Annotated in this window: 19 protein-coding genes; 11 read left to right on the top strand and 8 right to left on the bottom strand. The window is 71.8% G+C overall.

Features of this window, described 5'->3' with window-relative positions; genetic code table 11:
- Positions 1-77 precede the first annotated feature (77 nt).
- From C8K30_RS05715 to C8K30_RS05695, 5 genes are all read left to right on the top strand, one after another.
- Positions 78-827: a 3-hydroxybutyrate dehydrogenase gene (locus tag C8K30_RS05715; protein ID WP_108491969.1), complete on the top strand. Its 750-nt coding sequence runs from the start codon at positions 78-80 to the stop codon at positions 825-827.
- Between the two features lie 76 nt (positions 828-903).
- Positions 904-1,758 (top strand): CoA transferase subunit A, encoded by an 855-nt coding sequence (locus C8K30_RS05710; protein WP_165919387.1) that lies wholly within the window; start codon positions 904-906, stop codon positions 1,756-1,758.
- 3 nt (positions 1,759-1,761) lie between these two features.
- The gene (locus C8K30_RS05705; protein ID WP_108491967.1) at positions 1,762-2,412 is read left to right on the top strand and encodes a CoA transferase subunit B; all 651 of its coding nucleotides are present in this window, start codon (positions 1,762-1,764) and stop codon (positions 2,410-2,412) included.
- Positions 2,413-2,617: 205 nt separating this feature from the next.
- On the top strand, positions 2,618-4,900 hold the full coding sequence (locus C8K30_RS05700) for a DUF6351 family protein (protein WP_108491966.1): 2,283 nt from the start codon (positions 2,618-2,620) through the stop codon (positions 4,898-4,900).
- 88 nt (positions 4,901-4,988) lie between these two features.
- Entirely contained in the window at positions 4,989-6,197 is a 1,209-nt protein-coding gene (locus C8K30_RS05695) for an acetyl-CoA C-acyltransferase (protein WP_108491965.1), read from the top strand.
- Between the two features lie 75 nt (positions 6,198-6,272).
- Here C8K30_RS05695 and nhaA read toward each other — a convergent pair whose 3' ends face one another.
- Both nhaA and C8K30_RS05685 read right to left on the bottom strand, forming a co-directional pair.
- Positions 6,273-7,565, bottom strand: coding sequence for a Na+/H+ antiporter NhaA (nhaA, locus tag C8K30_RS05690; RefSeq protein ID WP_108491964.1), 1,293 nt, complete (start codon positions 7,563-7,565; stop codon positions 6,273-6,275).
- Between the two features lie 113 nt (positions 7,566-7,678).
- A complete protein-coding gene (locus C8K30_RS05685) occupies positions 7,679-8,242 on the bottom strand; it encodes a DUF1697 domain-containing protein (protein ID WP_108491963.1) in 564 nt (187 codons plus the stop codon).
- 504 nt (positions 8,243-8,746) lie between these two features.
- Between C8K30_RS05685 and C8K30_RS05680 the strand changes: the two genes are divergently transcribed.
- From C8K30_RS05680 to C8K30_RS05670, 3 genes are all read left to right on the top strand, one after another.
- Complete coding sequence (locus C8K30_RS05680; RefSeq protein WP_233257065.1) at positions 8,747-10,006, top strand: PhoH family protein; 1,260 nt, start codon at positions 8,747-8,749, stop codon at positions 10,004-10,006.
- Between the two features lie 284 nt (positions 10,007-10,290).
- The gene (locus C8K30_RS05675; RefSeq protein WP_108491962.1) at positions 10,291-11,070 is read left to right on the top strand and encodes a GPP34 family phosphoprotein; all 780 of its coding nucleotides are present in this window, start codon (positions 10,291-10,293) and stop codon (positions 11,068-11,070) included.
- Between the two features lie 214 nt (positions 11,071-11,284).
- A complete protein-coding gene (locus C8K30_RS05670; protein ID WP_108491961.1) occupies positions 11,285-11,542 on the top strand; it encodes a TM2 domain-containing protein in 258 nt (85 codons plus the stop codon).
- 189 nt (positions 11,543-11,731) lie between these two features.
- Here the strand turns inward: C8K30_RS05670 and C8K30_RS05665 are convergent, their stop codons facing one another.
- From C8K30_RS05665 to C8K30_RS05650, 4 genes are read right to left on the bottom strand one after another with little or no spacing between them, the layout of a single operon-like run.
- Complete coding sequence (locus tag C8K30_RS05665; protein ID WP_108491960.1) at positions 11,732-13,174, bottom strand: aspartate ammonia-lyase; 1,443 nt, start codon at positions 13,172-13,174, stop codon at positions 11,732-11,734.
- A 55-nt stretch (positions 13,175-13,229) separates the two neighbouring features.
- Positions 13,230-13,919: a carbonic anhydrase gene (locus tag C8K30_RS05660; RefSeq protein WP_233257003.1), complete on the bottom strand. Its 690-nt coding sequence runs from the start codon at positions 13,917-13,919 to the stop codon at positions 13,230-13,232.
- Positions 13,916-14,833 carry a carbohydrate kinase gene (locus C8K30_RS05655; protein ID WP_108491959.1) on the bottom strand — a complete coding sequence of 306 codons (918 nt, stop codon included), beginning with the start codon at positions 14,831-14,833 and terminating at the stop codon, positions 13,916-13,918. Before C8K30_RS05655 ends, C8K30_RS05660 begins: the two co-directional genes overlap by 4 nt.
- Positions 14,830-15,108 (bottom strand): exodeoxyribonuclease VII small subunit, encoded by a 279-nt coding sequence (locus C8K30_RS05650; protein ID WP_233257002.1) that lies wholly within the window; start codon positions 15,106-15,108, stop codon positions 14,830-14,832. Before C8K30_RS05650 ends, C8K30_RS05655 begins: the two co-directional genes overlap by 4 nt.
- A 138-nt stretch (positions 15,109-15,246) precedes the next feature.
- Here C8K30_RS05650 and C8K30_RS05645 point away from each other — a divergent pair, with 138 nt between their 5' ends.
- Complete coding sequence (locus C8K30_RS05645; protein WP_108491957.1) at positions 15,247-16,866, top strand: ATP-binding cassette domain-containing protein; 1,620 nt, start codon at positions 15,247-15,249, stop codon at positions 16,864-16,866.
- A gap of 60 nt (positions 16,867-16,926) precedes the next feature.
- Here C8K30_RS05645 and C8K30_RS05640 read toward each other — a convergent pair whose 3' ends face one another.
- Positions 16,927-17,541: an HAD family hydrolase gene (locus tag C8K30_RS05640; RefSeq protein ID WP_108491956.1), complete on the bottom strand. Its 615-nt coding sequence runs from the start codon at positions 17,539-17,541 to the stop codon at positions 16,927-16,929.
- 169 nt (positions 17,542-17,710) lie between these two features.
- Here C8K30_RS05640 and C8K30_RS05635 point away from each other — a divergent pair, with 169 nt between their 5' ends.
- Complete coding sequence (locus C8K30_RS05635; protein WP_108491955.1) at positions 17,711-18,454, top strand: SDR family oxidoreductase; 744 nt, start codon at positions 17,711-17,713, stop codon at positions 18,452-18,454.
- Here the strand turns inward: C8K30_RS05635 and sigJ are convergent.
- Entirely contained in the window at positions 18,420-19,379 is a 960-nt protein-coding gene (sigJ, locus tag C8K30_RS05630; RefSeq protein ID WP_108491954.1) for an RNA polymerase sigma factor SigJ, read from the bottom strand. The two genes, C8K30_RS05635 and sigJ, sit on opposite strands and share 35 nt — an antisense overlap.
- Before the next feature lie 152 nt (positions 19,380-19,531).
- Here sigJ and C8K30_RS05625 point away from each other — a divergent pair, with 152 nt between their 5' ends.
- Positions 19,532-20,281, top strand: a complete 750-nt coding sequence (locus tag C8K30_RS05625; protein WP_108491953.1) for a bifunctional 2-polyprenyl-6-hydroxyphenol methylase/3-demethylubiquinol 3-O-methyltransferase UbiG — start codon at positions 19,532-19,534, stop codon at positions 20,279-20,281.
- Positions 20,282-20,286 lie beyond the last annotated feature (5 nt).

Below are 20,286 nucleotides of genomic sequence, written 5' to 3'. Positions count from 1 at the left end.
GGCCGGACGGCTGAGTGGTGGACGGCCGAGCGGTAACCGGCCGAGCGATGCAGGACGACCGAGGAGAAGGACCGACGATGAATCCGACCCTGGAGGGGCGACGGGCCCTCGTGACCGGCGGCGCGAGCGGCATCGGTGCCGCGTGCGTGCGGGAGCTCGCCGCGCGCGGCGCGCACGTGACGGTGGCCGACCTCGACGGCGACGGCGCCAAGGCCGTCGCCGAGGAGGTGGGCGGCGAGGCGTGGGTGGTGGACCTGTCCGACACCCACGCGCTCGACGCCCTGGAGCTGGAGGCGGACGTGCTGGTGAACAACGCCGGCATCCAGCGGATCAACCCGATCCAGGACTTCGTGCCGGACGACTTCCGGCTGGTCCAGCGGATCATGCTGGAGGCGCCGTTCCTGCTGGTGCGCGCCGTGCTGCCCGGCATGTACGCGAGGGGCTGGGGCCGGGTCGTCAACATCTCGTCGGTGCACGGGCTCGTGGCCTCGCCGTTCAAGTCGGCGTACGTGTCGGCCAAGCACGGGCTGGAGGGCCTGTCCAAGGTGACGGCCCTGGAGGGCGGCGAGCACGGGGTCACCAGCGTCTGCGTCAACCCCGGCTACGTCCGCACGCCGCTGATGGAGAAGCAGATCGCCCAGCAGGCGACGGCGCACGGGATCCCGGAGTCGGAGGTCGTGGCGAAGGTGATGCTCGCGGAGTCCGCGGTGAAGCGGCTCGTCGAGCCCGGCGAGGTGGCCTCGCTGGTCGGCTGGCTCACGGGGCCGGACGCCGCGATGGTGTCCGGCGCCTCGTGGACGATGGACGGCGGATGGAGCGCGCGATGAAAGACACGGCGACGACGGGGTGTGACACTGGCACATGGCATGACCTGCCGGCACTGACCTGATGAAGGAGTCAACGATGACTGTGGCACGCACCGGGTTCGACAAGGTGGTCGAGAGCGCGGCCGAAGCCGTCGCCGACATCCCCGACGGCGCCTCCCTGGCCGTGGGCGGGTTCGGCCTGTGCGGCAACCCGATAGCGCTGATCGAGGCGCTGCTGGCGCAGGGCACCACCGGCCTGTCCGTGGTGAGCAACAACTGCGGCGTCGACGACTGGGGCCTCGGCCTGCTGCTGAACGCCCAGCGCATCGCGAAGATGACCAGCTCGTACGTCGGGGAGAACAAGGAGTTCGAGCGGCAGTTCCTCTCGGGCGAGCTCGAGGTGGAGCTCACCCCGCAGGGCACGCTCGCCGAGAAGCTCCGCGCCGGGGGCGCGGGTATCGCCGCCTTCTTCACGCGCACCGGCGTGGGCACCCAGGTGGCCGACGGCGGCCTCCCGCGCAAGTACGACGGCGCCGGTGGCGTCGCCATCGCGTCCCCGCCGAAGGAGGTGCGCACGTTCGCCACCGGCGCCGGGCCGGACGCCGCCGAGTACGTGCTGGAGGAGGCGATCAGCACCGACTTCGCGCTGGTGCACGCCCTGCGCGGCGACCGGCACGGGAACCTCGTGTTCAACAAGTCGGCCCGCAACTTCTCGCCGCTCGCCGCGATGGCGGGGCGGGTGTGCATCGCGCAGGTCGAGGAGCTCGTCGAGCCGGGCGAGATCGACCCCGACGCCGTGCACCTGCCGGGCGTCTACGTGCACCGCGTGGTGCTGGTCGGCACCGACATCGAGAAGCGGATCGAGCGGCGCACGGTCGCGCCGCCGTCGGAGGCAACGCCGTCGGGCACCGCTACGCCGGGGACCGCGCCGTCGGACAGCAAGGAGGGCTGAACCATGGCTTTGACGCGACAGGAGATGGCCGCGCGCGCGGCGCGCGAGCTGACCGACGGCATGTACGTGAACCTGGGCATCGGGCTGCCGACGCTCGTGCCGAACTACGTGCCCGACGACCGGCACCTGGTGCTGCAGTCCGAGAACGGCATCCTCGGCGTGGGGCCGTACCCGGCGGAGGACGCCGTGGACCCCGACCTCATCAACGCGGGCAAGGAGACGGTGACGCTGCTGCCGGGCTCGTCGATCTTCGACTCGGCGACGTCGTTCGGCATGATCCGCGGCGGCAAGATCGACGCCGCGATCCTGGGGGGCATGCAGGTCTCGGCCACGGGGGACCTGGCCAACTGGATGATCCCCGGCAAGATGGTCAAGGGCATGGGTGGCGCCATGGACCTGGTGCACGGGGCCGGGCGCGTGATCGTCCTGATGGAGCACGTGGCGCGCGACGGGTCGCCGAAGATCCTTCGCGAGTGCTCGCTGCCGCTGACCGGCAAGGGCGTGGTGAACCGGATCATCACCGACCTGGCGGTGCTCGACGTGACGCCGTCCGGGCTGGTGCTGCGGGAGCTCGCGCCGGGCGTGACGGTCGAGGAGATCGTCCACCACACGGAGCCGGAGATTGCGGTGGAGCTCGCCGGGTCGCCGGGGTGAGCGGGCGGCGCTGAGCCGGTCGTGCTGGCCGGCCGTGCTGAGCCAGTGGTGCCGAGCCCGGTCGTGCTGAGCGGAGGGTCCGGGCCGGGGAACCCCGGCCCGGATTCTTGACGCCGTTTCGCCGGAATCGTTACGTTGCCATGGGATTGTCCGGCTTGACGCTTGCCAGGCACCACTCGGCTCTAACTCAACGAGGAGTTACCCCATGCCCCTGCCCTCGCGCCGTCGACCGCTCACCCGGCCACCGCTCCGCCGTCGGCCACTCAGCGGCCGGCTCGGCCGCAGGCTGCTGACCAGCCTCGCGGCCGCCGCCCTCCTCGCTCCGCTCGCGATCGCGACGTCCGCCGCCGCGGAGGACACGTCGGACGAGGGTGCGTCGAACGGCCGCGGCCTGCGGATCACCACGGTGTCGAGCCGGCCGGACGCCGTGAGCGGGTCGGAGACCCTGGTCCGCGTCGAGGTCCCGGCCTGGGTGGACGCGGACGAGGTGACGGTGACGCGCGACGGCGCGGACGTGACCGGGCTGTTCGAGCCCGATCGCGACGGGCTGCTCGGCCTGGTCGATGGGCTCGATCCGGGTCACCACAACCTGGTCGCCCGGGTGCCCGGCGCGGCGACGTCGGCCCAGCGGGTCTCCGCGCACCCGGTCACGGGACCCGTGTTCTCGGGGCCGCAGGAGGCGCCGTTCTACTGCGAGACGACCGAGTACCGGAGCCCGGCGGGGGTTCGGGGCGGGCCGCCGATCGACGAGAACTGCTCGCTCGCGACCCGGGTCGAGTACCTGTACCGCACCACGGGCGGCGCCTTCCGGCCGCTGCCGGACCCGGCCCAGCACCCCGCGGACCTGGCCACGACCACGACCCTGGACGGTACGGAGGTCCCGTACATCGTGCGGATCGAGATCGGCACGGTGAACCGCGGGATCTACGAGATCGCGAGCCTGCACGACCCGGCCGCCGAGCCGGAGCCGACGGCGCACCAGCGCAGCCAGGGCTGGAACGGCCGGCTGGTCTACACGTTCGGGGGCGGCTGCCGCGGCGGCTGGTACACGCAGGGCGCGTCGACGGGCGGCGTGCTGGTCGACTCGATGCTGTCGCGCGGCTTCGCCGTCGCCTCCAACACGCTCAACGCGTTCGGCAACAACTGCTCGGACCTGCTGACCACGGAGTCCCTGGCGATGACCCGGGAACGGTTCGTCGAGGCGTACGGCGAGCCCGCGTACACGATGGGCTGGGGCTGCTCGGGCGGCGCGTACCAGGCGCACCAGGCCGCCGACTCGTACCCGGGCCTGCTGGACGGGATCATCGTGGGCTGCAGCTTTCCCGACGTCGGCTTCGGCACGTCGCAGAAGCTCGCCGACGCGCGCCTGCTGCGCACCTGGTTCACCGGCGACGAGCCCGGTGCGGCCAGCTTCACCGCGGCGCAGGAGCTCGCCGTGGCGGGCTTCGGGGTGCACCGGGCGATCGCCGCGCAGAGCACCGGTGCCCAGCGCCTCGACCCGGACGCCGAGTTCGACGCGTCGGTGCCGCTCGAGGTTCGCTACAACGCCGTGACGAACCCGACCGGAGCCCGCGCGACGATCTGGGACCACACGCGCAACGTCTACGGGATCGATCGCGGCACCGGGTTCGCGCGGCGCCCGCTGGACAACGTCGGGGTGCAGTACGGCCTGACGGCCCTGCAGGACGGCAAGATCACCGTGGACCAGTTCCTCGACCTGAACGCAGGCATCGGCGGCTTCGACATCGACGCCGAGCCGACGGACGAGCGGATCCAGGCCGACCCCGCGGCCCGCCGGGCCGCGTACCAGACCGGCCGGATGCTCGACGGCGGGGGCGGGCTGTCCCGGACGCCGATCATCGACTTCCGCGCGTACACGGACGGCCTGGTGGGCGGCGACATCCACATGCGCTACCACTCGTTCTCCACGCAGGAGCGGCTGATCGAGGCCAACGGTGACGCCGACAACCAGGTGATGCTGGTCCAGGACGACACCTACGGCGGCCTCGACGCGGGCAACCCGGTGCTGGTCCAGGCTCTCGAGCAGATGGACCGGTGGATCCTGGCGATCGAGGCCGACGGGTCCCGGCGCGACCCGCACGACGTCGTCGTCGACAGCAAGCCGGCCGACCTGGTCGACGCCTGCTGGACGCCGGGCGCCATCGGCTCGTCGGAGGAGCTGGAGAGCAAGAAGATCGTCGAGGACATCCGGCCCGACGCCGGGCAGTGCCACGAGCTCTACCCGACGTTCACCTCGCCGCGGATCGTCGCCGGCGGCCCGCTCGCCAGCGACGTGATCACGTGCCGGCGCACGTCGCCCGACCAGGCCGACTATCCGACCATGACCACCGAGCAGTGGGACCGGCTGCGGCAGGTCTTCGCCGACGGGGTGTGCGACTACGGGCGGCCGGGCGTCGACGAGGCCCCGATGGGTGGTACCTGGGCGTTCTTCTCGGCGCCGGGCCGGTGGGACTTCGCCGACCGGTGACCGGAGGACGCAGGGGAGGATCGAACGCGCGAACGGGTGCGGGAAGTACCGAGGGATACGCTGAATACGAGCGGCCGAAGGAGGCCTCATGACTGACCTGAATGCAGTGCACAGTGCTGACGACGTGGTGATCGTCTCGGCGGCGCGGACGCCGCAGGGACGCCTGAAGGGGTCCCTGTCCGCGCTGAGCGCCGTCGAGCTGGGCGCCGTCGCGGCGCGGCGCGCCCTGGAGGGCGCGGGGACGCTGGCGGCCGACGTCGACAAGGTGGTCTTCGGCCAGGTGATCCAGGCCGGAGCGGGCCAGAACCCGGCCCGGCAGACGGCGGTGGCCGCGGGCGTGTCCTGGGACGTGCAGGCCGTGACGGTGAACAAGGTGTGCCTCTCGGGGCTGACGTCGATCATCGACGGGGCGCGACTGCTGCGCACGGGCGAGGCGTCGGTGGTGCTGGTGGGCGGGCAGGAGTCGATGACGAACGCCCCGCACCTGCTGGCCGGATCCCGGTTCGGGTACGGCTACGGCTCGGCGGAGCTCGTCGACTCCGTCGCGCACGACGCGCTGACCGATTCGTTCGACGGCGTCTCGATGGGCATCTCGACGGAGGACCACAACTCGGGCTCGGTGTTCGTGTCGCGGCAGGAGCAGGACGAGATAGCCGCCGCGTCGCACCAGCGGGCGGCCGCGGCGGCGAAGGACGGGCTGTTCGAGGCGGAGCTGGCGCCCGTGCTGGTGCCGCAGCGCCGCGGCGAACCGGTGGAGGTACGCACCGACGAGGGTGTGCGGCCCGATACGACGCCCGAGTCGCTGGCGAAGCTGCGCCCCGCGTTCGCGGGCGAGGGAACGCTGACGGCGGGCAACTCGTCGCAGATCTCCGACGGCGCCGCGGCGCTCGTGCTCACGACGCGCGGACGTGCGGAGGCGGCCGGCGTGCCCGTGCTCGCGACGGTCCGGGCGCACGGCCAGGTGGCCGGCCCGGACAACTCGCTGCACTCCCAGCCGGCCCACGCGATCGCCCAGGCCCTGGAGCGGGAGGGGTGGACGGCGTCGGACCTCGACCTCGTGGAGATCAACGAGGCGTTCGCCGTCGTGGTCGGCGTGTCCGCGAAGGCGCTGGGCCTGCCGCTGGACATCGTCAACATGCACGGCGGCGGGATCTCGCTGGGGCACCCCGTCGGGGCGTCCGGCGCCCGCATCGCCGTGCACGCGGCGCACGAGCTGGCGCGGCGCGGTGGGGGCCGGGCCGCCGTCGGCCTGTGCGGTGGGGGAGGCCAGGGCGAGGCCCTCCTCCTGGAGCTCTGACGTTTGTTGTGGGCGTGATCGTTGCGACTACGTGCCCGTTTTAGGCGCAACGATCACGCCCACAACAAAGGGGGGTCAGTGGGACTCGCGGTCCTTGGGGTCGCCGATGTAGTCGTGGACGTCGTCGGAGATGCCGTCGAGGTTCATGTCCGCCGTCCGGGCGCGTCGTGCGTCCCAGCGCAGCGAGATGCCGCCCAGGATCGCGGCGAGCACCGAGGCGCCGAGAATCGCGATCTTGGCGCCGTCGGTGTGCTCGGAGTCGCCGAAGGACAGCTCGCTGATCAGCAGCGACACCGTGAACCCGATACCGGCCAGGAATCCGACGGGCAGCAGGTCCCGCACGCCGATCCCCGCCGGCAGGCGCAGCGGCGTGATGCGGGTGATCAGCGCGGTGGTGCCCAGCACGCCCACGAGCTTGCCCAGGACGAGGCCGGCGGCGATCGCCGCGACGACCGGCTGGCCGATCACGGCGCCCGGCCCGTCGCCGTCGACCAGCGAGACGCCCGCGGCGAAGAACGCGAACACGGGCAGCGCGAAGCCCGACGAGACGGGCTTGACCCGATGCTCGTACTGGGCGGTGCGCGACGTGGCCTCGCCGTGCATCGCGAGCGCCGGGACGGTGAAGCCGAGCAGCACGCCCGAGATGGTCGCGTGCACGCCGGACGCGTGCATGCAGGTCCAGGCCACCACGGCCAGCGGCAGCAGGACGAACCACCGGGGCCTGCGCGACCGGACGTGCCAGGCGAACAGCGCGACGCACGCCAGGGCACCGAGCAACGACAGCCAGTGGATCTCGCTGGTGTAGAAGATCGCGATGACGATGATCGCGAGCAGGTCGTCGACCACGGCGAGCGTCAGCAGGAAGGTGCGGATCGCCGTCGGCAGCCCGCGGCCGAAGATGGCCAGGACGCCCACCGCGAACGCGATGTCTGTGGCGGTCGGGATGGCCCAGCCGCGCAGCGCGCCGGGCTCGTCGAGCACCAGCAGGGTGCCGACATAGATCAGCGCGGGCACGGCCATGCCGCCCACCGCGGCGATCATGGGGACGCCCGCTTCCTTCGGGTTGCGCAGGCTGCCCGCCACGAACTCCTGCTTGAGCTCGACGCCGACCACGAAGAAGAAGATCGCGAGCAGCCCGTCGGCGGCCCAGGTGTCGAGGGGGAGGTCGAGGTGGACCGGCAGCGGCCCGATCGCGGCGGGGCCCACCACCGTGTCGGAAAGGGTCTGATACGCCTCCCGCCAGGGGGAGTTGGCCCACAGCAGGGCAAGGAAGGCGGCGCCGATCAGGAGCGCGCCGCCGGTCGTCTCGCGGGAGATCCAGGTGCGCAGGCGCTGGGTGCGGGTGGGGGCAGGAGCGTTACCGATCAACGGCTGTCCTCTCGGCTTTGCGGGTCGTCTGAGCCGGACCGGTCGACCCGGTCCACGCCGACCAGACTTCCCGGCACACCCGAGCTCTACTTTACCGGGCGCGCTTGCCCGGCCTACGGCGACGCGAGCTCCGCGCATGCCGCGCGCAGCCTGGTGATCGTGTTCCAGTTCCGGGCGGTGGTCGGCGCGCCGACGGCCTTGTCGACGACCTTCGGCGTGAGCGTCGACCGGCCGATCCCGTCCACGTAGTGCACGTACAGCACGCCGACGGCGGTCGCGAGCATCTCCCGGCCGGGGTTCGCCAGGTCGAGCCGGGCGATGCCCGCCTCGTCGAGGTCACCGAACGGGACGTGGACCTGCAGGCGGGACGGGTCGTCCCGGGCGGCCGCGGGGAAGGGGTTGGCTTCGGCGATCGCCTCCAGCTGCTCGGCACTCAGCCCGACGGCGCGGACCTCCTGGCCCACCCGGGCGGTGAGGTGCTCCTGCACCAGGCGCGCGACGTCGTCGGCCCGCGTGGCGCCCGAGGTACCGGGCGTGGCCACGAGGTTGCCGCTGTTCAGGAGCGTGCGGGCCGCCGCGAGGCCCGCGTCGTCGGCGGCGCCGCGCAGGTCGGCGGACGTGACCCGCAGGCCGGGCCCGAGATTGACGGCGCGGAGGAGTACGGCGAAGGAAGCCATGCGTCCATCCTGCCGCTTGGGCGTGCCTTCCAGCGAGTTTTGCAGTTTCTTGGAGAAAAAATGAAGTCATTACCACCGTGTGAACAGTTCGTGACAACTTGCGACCCGCCGGGGCGCGGGTCTGGTCACGGGATGGCAGTGCGCGTAGTTTCCAGTTCAGGGACGGCACCCAGTCGCCCCTTCGGGAGGCCAACCTATGGAGTGCTCGCTCCGTGGAGAAGGGCCGGTCCCGGCTCTGCGCCACGATGCGGCGCACCGAGTCGGTCGCTCGGCCCATCCACCAGCCCCGGTTCGTCCGGGCCGGTTCCGCCGACAGGCGGTACCCGCCAGGTAGCGACGAGGTTGTCACGGCGTTTCGGCGCCGGAGGGAGAACCGCAGTGAGCCATTCCGCACCCACCACCCGTCCGTCCGACCAGAGTGCCGACGCCGCTTCCGGCGCGGCAGGTGACGAACGCAGGACCTTCGTCATCGACACATCCGTGCTGTTGAGTGACCCGAAGGCGATGTTGCGGTTCGCGGAGCACGACGTCGTACTCCCGATCGTCGTCATCACGGAGCTGGAGGCCAAGCGGCACCACGCCGAGCTCGGGTACTTCGCCCGGAGCGCCCTGCGGATGCTGGACGAGCTGCGCGTCCAGCACGGCCGCCTCGACTCACCGGTCCCGGTGGGGGACGCGGGCGGAACCCTGCGGGTGGAGCTCAACCACGTCGACCCGACCGTCCTGCCCGCCGGCTTCCGGCTGGGCGACAACGACACGCGGATCCTCGCCGTCGCCGCCAACCTGGCGGCCGAGGGCAACAGCGTCACGGTCGTCTCCAAGGACCTGCCGATGCGGGTGAAGGCGTCCGCCGTCGGCCTGCAGGCCGAGGAGTACCGGGCCGAGCTCGCGGTGGACTCCGGCTGGACCGGGATGCGTGAGATCGACCTGTCGGACGAGCAGATGGGTGCCCTCTGGGAGAACGAGTCGGTAGAGATCGCCACGCTGGACCCGGCGTCTGCCGAGGCGGCGGCACCGCTCCTCGTGCACACGGGCATGGTGGTGCACTCCCCGAGCGGCTCCGCGCTGGGGCGGGTGACGGCGGACAAGCGGGTGCGGCTGGTCCGCGGCGACCAGGAGGTGTTCGGCGTGCACGGCCGCTCGGCCGAGCAGCGAGTGGCGATCGACCTGCTGCTCGACGAGGAGATCGGGATCGTCTCGCTCGGCGGCCGGGCCGGCACGGGCAAGTCGGCGCTCGCCCTGTGCGCCGGCCTGGAGGCCGTGCTGGAGCGGCAGCAGCACCGCAAGGTGGTCGTGTTCCGGCCGCTGTACGCGGTGGGCGGTCAGGAGCTGGGCTACCTGCCCGGGTCCGAGACCGAGAAGATGAACCCGTGGGCGCAGGCCGTCTTCGACACCCTCGGCGCGGTGGTCTCGCCCGCCGTCCTGGAGGAGGTCATCGCCCGAGACATGCTCGAGGTGCTGCCGCTCACGCACATCCGCGGGCGCTCGCTGCACGACTCGTTCGTCATCGTGGACGAGGCGCAGTCCCTCGAACGCAACGTCCTGCTGACGGTGCTGTCGCGGATCGGCCAGAGCTCGCGCGTGGTGCTCACCCACGACGTCGCGCAGCGCGACAACCTGAGGGTGGGGCGGCACGACGGCGTCGCGGCCGTGATCGAGGCGCTCAAGGGGCACCCGCTGTTCGCGCACGTGACCCTGACCCGGTCGGAGCGCTCGCCGGTGGCGGCGCTGGTGACCGACATGCTGGAGCGGCTGGAGGTCTGACCGGCCCCTCTCGCGTGTCAGGCGCCCAGGTCACCTTTTGGTGGCCTGGGCGCCTGACGCGTTCATGAACCGCTGGCACGGGAGAGGCGTGCCGGCCGAACGGAACCCCCCAGCCCCGCATGTTCGGCGGCCCGCCTCTCCTGGCGTGCACAGCGAGAGTAGCACCTTAGGTAAGGCTAACCAAAGTCCACGATGCCGCGAGTTGCTGCGGGGCGCAGCTGCGTTCGCCGCCACCGCCGTCTCAATTGGGACTTTGTCTCCCTTGTCGGATATAGCATCGGGCCATGCTGATTGCCGAAGACTTCCTGCTGCTTGCCGTCGACGACGAGACGGGCAAGACCGCCAACGTCGACAACCTGGGTGTTCGCCTCGCCGGCGCGCTCCTGGCCGACCTCGCCGCCGCGAACAAGACCCTGCTGCGGGGCGCGCCGGAGGCCGGCGCGACCAAGGAGGAGCGCGAGAAGGCCGGTGACGCCACGATCCTTGTCACCGACAACAGCCCCACCGGTCACGTGGCGCTCGACGCCGCGCTGCAGGCCGCGCTCGACGCCCCCGACGCGCCCGCCCGGAAGGTCGTCGAGGCCATCTCCGAGAACGCGGAGGAGAACCTCCTGGCGGCTCTCGTCGAGCGCGGGATCCTCGAGAAGGAGGAGACCCGGCTCTTCCGGATGCTCCCGGTCACCCGCTGGCCCGCCGCCGACTCGAGCCACGAGACGGCGCTGCGCACCAACCTCACGAAGGTCCTCGTCGAGGGCGCCGAGCCCGACGAGCGCACCGCGACCCTGATCTCCCTGCTGCACGGGTCCGGCCTCGTGTCCGGTCTGGTCGGCAAGGAGCAGCGTAAGGCCGCCCAGGAGCGCGCCGAGGAGATCGCCGGCAGCGAGTGGGGCGTTGCCACCGTCGCGACCCAGGTCGCGATCGCGGCCACGGTCGCCACCGTCGCCACGGTCGGCGCCGCCGTCGCCACGGCGCTCATCCTCCAGGCCGCGAAGGACGACGCCGAGGGCTCGGCGCCGGCCGCTGCTCCCGCGACCACCGAGGCTGTCGAAGCGCCCGTGGCCTGACTGCCCCCCACCAGCTAGCAGTTGCACGCAACGAGGGTCGCTTCCTACGGGAAGCGGCCCTCGTTGTCTTGCGTGCGTCGCCGGGTCCCGTGGGAGGGCTCATGGCGCGGGTGGCGTCCGGTCTGGGCGATTGGTGCATTAAGTGCAGTTCTAGATACCTTGCGCTCCTGCCACGGTGGGCAAGGGGCTCACCGTCAATCCTTGGAGACATGAAATGACCGAGACCACCACTCCCCGCACGGCCGCGACGAGCGAGAAGAACACCCTCGTCGCGCTGCTGCTCGCCATCTTCCTGGGGACGCTCGGTGTGCACCGCTTCTACGTCGGCAAGATCGGCACCGGGTTCGCCGTGATCGGCGTGACCGTCGTGACGCTCGGCGCCGGCGGTGTCGTCTGGTCGATCGTCGACATCATCGCGATCGCGCGGTCGAAGTTCCAGGACAAGGAGGGCCAGACCCTCGTCTGGAGCTGACCTCAGAGCGTGAGAACGGCTGGTACCCGGGTTCGGGTGCCAGCCGTTCTCATGCCTACGATTTGTTGCCTGCCTGCCTGCCTGCCTGGCTGCCTGCCTGGCTGCCTGCCTGGCTGCCTGCCTGGCTGCCTGCCTGGCTGCCTGCCTGGCTGCCTGCCTGGCCGGCTCAGCGGGGCGGGCGGCTCATGCTCAGGCCTGCGGCGGGCGCGTCATGGACAGCACGTCGAGGGCCGTGTCGAGCTGCGCCTCGGTGACCTCGCCACGCTCGACGAAGCCGAGGTCGAGCACGGCCTGGCGCACGGTGATGCCCTGCTTCACCGCGTGCTTGGCCACCTTGGCCGCTGCCTCGTAGCCGATCACGCGGTTCAGCGGCGTGACGATCGACGGCGACGACTCGGCCAGCGCGCGGGCGCGGTCGACGTTCGCGGTGATCCCGACGATCGTCTTGTCCGCGAGCACGCGCGAGGAGTTCGACAGCAGGCGGATCGACTCCAGCACGCCCTGCGCGATCACCGGGATCTGCACGTTGAGCTCGAACGAGCCGGACGCGCCGGCCCACGTCACCGTGGCGTCGTTGCCGATGACGCGCGCGCACACCATGAGCACTGCCTCGGGGATGACCGGGTTGACCTTGCCCGGCATGATCGAGGAGCCCGGCTGCAGGTCGGGCAGCGCGATCTCGCCCAGGCCAGTGTTGGGGCCGGAGCCCATCCAGCGCAGGTCGTTGCAGATCTTCGTCAGGGACACCGCGATGGTGCGCAGCGCGCCCGACAGCTCGACCAGGCCGTCCCGTGCGGACTGTGCCTCGAAGTGGTCGCGCGCCTCGGTCAGCGGCAGGCCCGTGTCCTGCGCGAGCAGGGCGATGACCCGCTGCGGGAAGCCGGCGGGGGTGTTGATGCCGGTGCCGACGGCGGTGCCGCCCAGCGGGACCTCGGCGGCGCGCGGCAGCGCGGCCTGCAGGCGCTCGACGCCGTAGCGGATCGCGGCGGCGTACCCGCCGAACTCCTGGCCGAGCGTGACCGGGGTGGCGTCCATGAGGTGCGTGCGGCCGGACTTCACGACCGTCGCGTACTCGACGGACTTCGCCTGCAGGGCGCCGGCCAGGTGGGTCAGCGCGGGGATCAGGTCGTTCACGACGCCCGACGTCGCGGCGACGTGCACCGACGTGGGGAAGACGTCGTTCGACGACTGCGACGCGTTGACATGGTCGTTCGGGTGCACGTCCTTGCCGAGCGCGGCGGTGGCGAGCGTCGCGATGACCTCGTTGGTGTTCATGTTCGACGACGTCCCCGAGCCGGTCTGGTAGACGTCGATCGGGAAGTGGGCGTCGTACTTGCCGGAGGCGACCTCGTCCGCGGCGGCGACGATCGCGTCGGCGATGTCCTGGTCGAGCACGCCGAGCTCCGCGTTCGCGGTGGCGGCAGCCTTCTTCACGCGAGCGAGAGCCTCGATGTGGGCGTGCTCTAGGGGCGTGCCGGAGATCGGGAAGTTCTCGACGGCACGCTGCGTCTGCGCTCGATACAGGGCGTTCGCGGGGACGCGGACCTCGCCCATGGTGTCGTGCTCGATGCGGTAGTCGGTCGTGTCGCCGGACTCGGGCGAGCTCGAAGGGACGACGGTGTCAGCAGTCATAGGTCTATCGTGCCGCAGCCTCGGCGCGGCAACGCACCTGAACGCGTGACTCGTGTCACCCCGTGCGCGGCTCGTCCAAGGGGGTGGGCAGCTCGCCGACGTCCCCGATCACATTGACCATGCGCGCGCTGCCCACCGCGAGGTCGTACTCGAGGCCGACCACTGCACACCGGCCCTCCTCGACGGCGCGGGCCAGCCCGGCCGAGTAGCCGTGCAGCATCCCCACGGTGTGCTTCACGTGCTCACGGCGCAGCACGTCCTGGTCGGACAGGGCAGCCATGGCCCCGGCCGGGTCACCCGACGTGATGTTCACTATCGACGGGATCACCCGGTCCACCACTGCGCGCACGAACCCGCTGGGCTGCTCGCCCGTGGCGAGGGTGTGCGCGGCGGCGGCGACCGCACCGCACGAGTCGTGCCCCAGCACCACCACGAGGGACGCACCGAGCACGTCGACCCCGTACTCGATCGAGCCGATCACCGTGGTGTCCAGGACGTGCCCGGCGGTGCGGACCACGAAGACGTCGCCCAGGCCCTGGTCGAAGATGATCTCCGCGGCGACGCGGGAGTCCGAGCAGCCGAAGATCACGGTGTGCGGGTGCTGCGCGGCCTGCAGCTCACGCCGTCGGTCCGCGTTCTGCGACGGGTGCGCGGGCGCGTCCGCGACAAACCGGTCGTTGCCGGAGCGCAGCAGCGCCCAGGCGTCGCGCGGGCTGAGCCGGTCGGGGCTCAGGTCGGGCCTCACTGTCCGACCTCAGCACGACGCGGCGGGTTGGCGCCGGCCCGCGACACGGTGATCGCGGCGACCGCACAGCACCGGTCCAGGATCCGCTGCACAGTCGCCGAGTCGACGGCGTTCAGGGCGTCCCGCCGCTCGGCGCCGAGCAGGTCGTGCTCCCACAGCCCGTCGATCAGGGCCCCCATGAACGAGTCGCCGGCCCCCACGGTGTCGACCACCTCGACCTGCGGGGCCACCGCCTCGACCTCCCCGGCGTCGGACACGGCCACCGCGCCCTTGCCGCCGAAGGTGACCACCACCAGCGCGGGCGTGCCGCGCTGCCACTCACGTGCGACGGCGACGGGGTCGGTGTCGGGGTAGAGCCAGCCCAGGTCCTCGTCGCTCACCTTGACCACGTCCGAGACGTGGACGAGCGCCTCGACGCGCGGCCGCACCTCGTCGGCGGAGCCCATGATCGCGGGCCGCGCGTTCGGGTCGTACGTGATGGTCGACGTCGTCCTTGCGCTGTCCAGCAGCGTGCCGACCTCGGCGGCGCCCGGCTGCAGCATCGCCGCGATGGAGCCGGCGTGGACCGCGAGCGTCTCGGCGCCGGCCGCTGCCGCCGTCGGGACGTCCCAGGTCAGGTCGAACTCGTAGGTGGCCGATCCGCCCTCGTCCAGCGTGGCCACCGCGGTGCTGGTGCGCTCCGCGCCGTCGCTGCCCTCGACGAGCTCGACCCCAGAGTCGGCGAGCCAGCCGCGCACCAGGTCGCCCCGGGCGTCGGCCCCGAGCCACGTCGCGAGCCGGACCTCCCGGCCCAGGCGGCCCAGCGTCAGCGCGACGTTGGCGACGCTGCCACCGGGATGCTCGGCCGAGGAGCCGTCAGGCCGGTGCACACCGTCCACGAGAGCCTCGCCCACGGCGAGGACGTGCGCGCTCACTCGGCGTCCTCCGGCGACGCGGGCGACTCGTTCTGCGCCGACCCGTTCTGCGCGGCGGCGAGACGCTCGCGGGCGCCGTCGAGCCACTCCTGGCAGCGGGCGGCAAGAGCCTCGCCGCGCTCCCAGAGCGCGAGCGACGTCTCCAGCGGCTCCCCGCCGGTCTCCAGGCGGCCGACGACCTGCACGAGCTCGTCGCGTGCCTGCTCATAGCTGAGGGAGGCGACGGCGGGGGCGTCCGTCACCGGACCGGTTCCAGCATCAGCATCTGTACTCACGGGGAACAGTCAACAGCACGCCACCGACATCTGCGGTCCCCGTCCACAGGTCGACGGGGCTCCGGCGAGAACGGTCCGGAGACGTCGGTCAGGAAACAGTTTGGTCCTGGCCCGTCCGACGTCGGACCATGGTGACCCATGGGCCATCTTGAAGTCGCGCACGTCGAGTACCACCTGCCGGATGGCCGGACCCTCCTGGGGGACGTCTCGTTCCGCGTGGGCGAGGGCAGCGCGACGGCGATCGTCGGCCCGAACGGTGCCGGCAAGACCACGCTGCTGCGCCTCATCACCGGTGAGCTCACGCCGCACGGCGGCTCCGTGGTGGTGGGCGGCGGGCTCGGCGTCATGCGCCAGTTCGTCGGGTCGGTGCGCGACGAGACCACGGTGCGCGACCTGCTGGTGTCCGTGTCGGCGCCCCGCCTGCGCGAGGTGGCGCGCGCCGTCGACGAGGCCGAGCACGCGATGCTGACCGTGGACGACGAGGCCGCGCAGATGGCGTACGCGCAGGCGCTCTCGGACTGGGCAGAGGTGCGCGGGTACGAGGCCGAGACCCTCTGGGACGTGTGCACCATGGCCGCGCTCGGCATGCCGTACGACCGGGTGCAGTTCCGCGAGGTGCGGACGATGTCGGGCGGCGAGCAGAAGCGGCTCGTGCTGGAGGCGCTCCTGCGCGGGACCGACGAGGTGCTCCTGCTCGACGAGCCGGACAACTACCTGGACGTGCCGGGCAAGCGCTGGCTGGAGGCGCAGCTCAAGGCCACCAAGAAGACCGTCCTGTTCGTGTCGCACGACCGGGAGCTGCTGTCGCGGGCGGCGGACCGGATCGTGTCGCTGGAGCCCGGTCCCGCGGGCGCCGACGCCTGGGTGCACGGCGCCGGGTTCGCCACGTTCCACGAGGCGCGGCGCGAGCGGTTCGCGCGGTTCGAGGAGCTACGCCGGCGCTGGGACGAGAAGCACGCGCAGCTCAAGAAGCTGGTCCTGACGCTGCGGAACCAGGCGGCGGCCAGCCCCGACATGGCCTCCCGCTACCGCGCCGCGCAGACCCGGCTGCGCAAGTTCGAGGAGGCAGGACCTCCGCCCGAGCCGCCGCGCGAGCAGGACATCACCATGCACCTGCGCGGCGGGCGCACGGGCCTGCGGGCGGTGACGTGTGCCGGCCTGGAGCTCACGGGCCTCATGAAGCCGTTCGACCTGGAGGTCTTCTACGGCGAACGGGTGGCGGTGCTGGGCTCGAACGGCTCGGGCAAGTCGCACTTCTTGCGGCTGCTCGCGGGCGGGGACGTAACGCACACGGGCTCGTGGAAGCTGGGGGCGCGGGTCGTCGCCGGGCACTTCGCGCAGACGCACGCGCACCCCGAGCTGTTCGGCCGCGCGCTGCTCGACATCCTGTGGGAGGACCACGCCCAGGACAAGGGCAAGGCGATGTCGCTGCTGCGGCGCTACGAGCTCACCGTTGCCGCCGAGCGGCCCTTCGACCGCCTGTCCGGCGGCCAGCAGGCGCGGTTCCAGATCCTGCTGCTCGAGCTCGCGGGCTCGACGGCGCTGCTGCTCGACGAGCCGACCGACAACCTCGACCTGGAGTCGGCCGAGGCGCTGCAGGAGGGCCTGGAGTCGTTCGACGGGACCGTCCTGGCCGTGACGCACGACCGCTGGTTCGCGCGTTCGTTCGACCGGTACCTCGTGTTCGGGTCGGACGGCGTGGTGCGCGAGACCTCGGAGCCGGTGTGGGACGAGCGGCGGGTCGAGCGGGAGCGGTAGGCGGCACCTGTCACACAGCGGCCCGCGCGAGCCGGGTGCCGCTCTTGGGCGCGGCGCAGCTCACGCGGGTGTGACGCGGTACTCGGCGAGGCGCCCCAGCAGCGCGTCGTGCCCCTCGTCGATGCGCCAGCGGACGGCGGCCATCCCGGTCGCCCGGGCACTCTCGACGTTGGGGGAGTGGTCGTCGATGAAGAGGATCGCGCCCGGCTCGGCCCCGATTCGCGTCGCGGCCTTCTGGAAGAACGCGGCTTCCGGCTTGGCAACACCCAGGTCACACGAGTAGAGCTTGACGTCGAACAGCTCGTCGTAGGGCAGCGCGGCCCGCATGTAGTCGGCGCGACGCCGGACCTGGTTGGTCCCGAGGTGCACGCCGTAGCCGGCGTCGCGCAGCCCACGGACCAGGTCCAGCGAGGCCGCCGAGGTGGCGATGTTCTGCCAGACGGCCGCGAACAGGTCAGCGGCCTGCACGTCGACGTCGTAGTGCCGGAGGACGTCGGCGAGGACCGGCAGAAAGTCGTCGTCGCTCGCGAGGAGCGGCCGTTCGCGCTCGGATGCGAGGTCCAGGATCTCGCGGGCACGCTCGCCGAGGAGCGGCCTCGCCGAGGTGTAGAAGCCGCCGCGGATCTCCTGGAGGACGCCGTCGGCGTCGAAGAGTACGTGTCGGATGGTCGTCACCAGCGAACCGTAACGGTTCGGTGAGAGAGAGCGTCACGCGGGGCCGCGTGCCCGTGCCCGGTGTCGCCTGTCACACATCGGGGGTGCTCCCGGTCGAAGTCATGACGAGCCGCTCGGCTCGCCGCGAGAACGTCGCTAGCGACTTTCGTGAGAGACAAAGGAGCACACCATGAAGATCGTGGTCATCGGCGGAACCGGCCTCGTCGGGAGCCAGGTGGTGCACAACCTGAAGGAGCACGGGCACGAGGCGGTCGCCGCCTCCCCGCAGTCCGGCGTGAACACCCTGACGGGCGAGGGGCTGCCGGAGGTGCTCGAGGGCGCCCAGGTAGTGGTCGACCTCAGCAACTCTCCGTCGTTCGCCGAGGAGGACGTCACCAACTTCTTCCGGACCTCGACGACGAACCTGCTCGAGGCCGAGGCGAAGGCCGGTGTGCAGCACCACGTGATCCTCTCGATCGTGGGCGCCGAAGGCGTCGACTCGGGTTACATGCGCGCCAAGATCGTGCAGGAGGACCTGGTCAAGGCCTCCGGCTCGGGCTGGTCGATAGTGCGGTCCACGCAGTTCCTCGAGTTCCTCGGCTCGATCGCCGACACGGCCGAGGTCGACGGAGTGGTGCACATCGCGCCGGTCCGCTTCCAGCCGATCGCCTCGGCGGACGTCGCCCGCTTCGTGGCCAGGACCGCCGTCGGCACGCCGCTCGGGACGAGCATCGACATCGCCGGGCCGGAGATCTTCGGCTTCGACGAGATCGTGCGTACGTATCTCGCGTCGAAGGACGACCCGCGCGAGGTCCGCGCCGACCCGAGCGCCACCTACTTCGGCGCACCGCTCACCGACCGGGAGCTCGTGCCCCGCGGTGAGGCCCAGCTCGGCGAGGTCAGCTACGAGGAGTGGCGGAAGGCCCAGGCGTAGCCGATCCGTCCGAACCCTCCGGCGCGGCCCGACCAGCTCGGGCCCGCCGGAGCGGCTCGAGCTTGTCGGGGTTCATCTGCCACATGGCCTCGTGCAGGCCCTCGTCGGAGGCAATGACGGTCAGGACGCCGAACAGCTCGCCGTCGCGCAGCATGCCGATGGCTTCCTCGCCGTTGACCTCGATCGGCTGCGTGGTGACGCCGGCCCAGAAGATCTCCGCGAACGAGGACAGGACCCGCGCCACCTTGTACCGGCCGACGACCGCGACCCGCGCGACGTGCTTCACCGCCCCGTTGCTGTCGACCCGGCTGACGATGTCCTCGGCGAACAGCTGCTCCAGCCGCTCGATGTCGCCGACCCGGGCGGCGGCGAGGAAGGCGGTGAGCAGGTCGCGGCGTGCCGAGTCGCTCACCGTGTTCCGTCGCTCCGAGGCGAGATGCTTGCGGGCCCGGCTCACGAGCTGGCGGGTGGCGGCAGGAGAGGTCCCCACGATCTGAGCGATCTCGGGATACCCGTAGTCGAACGCCTCGCGCAGCACGTACGCGGCGCGCTCGGTGGGGGTGAGCCGCTCGAGCAGCACCAGCACGGCGACGTCCAGGGCCTCGGCCGTCTCCGCGCCGAGCGTCGGGTCCGCACTGGTGTCCACCGGCTCCGGCAGCCATGGCCCGACATACGTCTCGCGCCGCGACCGCGCGCTCTGCAGCACGTTGATCGCCAGCCGGGTCGCCGTCGTCGTGAGGAACGCCTGCGGGTTGGCGACCACTGACCGGTCCGTCCCCTGCCATCTCAGCCACGTGTCCTGCACCACGTCCTCAGCCTCGGCGGTGGAACCGAGCATCCGGTACGCGATGCCGAACAGCCGCCGTCGCGCGGTCGAGAAGACCGCCGCCGCGTCGTCCAGCGTGGTGTCTACGTCGCCAGTCATCGTGCTCTCCCTGGGGTCCCGCGCATGCCCTGGAGGAAGCCCGGGCCGCCGCGCGACCTGCGCTCGTCCGGCCCAGGCCAGCTGATCCTTCTCCAGACCGTACGCGACCAAATGGACTTGGGCTCGATCCTCCGACGGGTGAACATGTTGGCATGACCACACCCGATCCGATCTTCGTGGACCCCCGGCTCGCGCGGCTCTACGACGCCTTCGACGACGACCGTCGCGACCTCGACCTCTACACCGGGCTGGCCGAGCGGCTGGGCGCGCGCAGCGTGCTCGACGTCGGCTGCGGGACGGGCGTGCTCGCCCTGCGGCTGGCGGCGCGCGGCCTGAGCGTGACCGGCATCGACCCCGCCGCGGCCTCGCTCGAGGTGGCTCGGGCCAAGCCCGGCGCACAGGCCGTCACCTGGGTCGAGGGCGGGGCCGACGCGGCCGCGGGCCTCGACCTGACGGTCGACCTGGCGACGATGACCGGCAACGTCGCGCAGGTGTTCCAGGACGACGCGGACTGGGGACGGGCGCTCGATGCGGTGCGGGACGCGCTCCGGCCCGGCGGCAGCCTCGTGTTCGAGACCCGGGTGCCGGACCGGCAGGCCTGGCTCGGCTGGACCCGCGAGCAGCGGTCGGTCCGCCGCGACATCCCCGGCGTCGGGCAGGTCGAGATGTGGAACGACCTCGTGGAGGTCGCGCTCCCGCTGGTCACCTTCCAGCAGTCCTACCGCTTCCCGCCAGGCGTCCTGCCCGACGGCGACGTGGTCACCTCGCTCTCGACCCTGCGGTTCCGTGAGCGGGACGAGATCGAGGAGTCGCTGGCCGACGCGGGATTCGAGGTGCACGAGGTCCTGGACGCGCCGGACCGGCCGGGCCTCGAGTGGGTGTTCGTGGCCCGCTGGGCGTGAGGACG

The organism is Promicromonospora sp. AC04 (assembly GCF_003058225.1).
GTDB lineage: Bacteria > Actinomycetota > Actinomycetes > Actinomycetales > Cellulomonadaceae > Promicromonospora.
The sequence above is the reverse complement of the archived record's forward strand: the minus strand, read 5'-3'. Positions and strand labels throughout refer to the sequence as shown.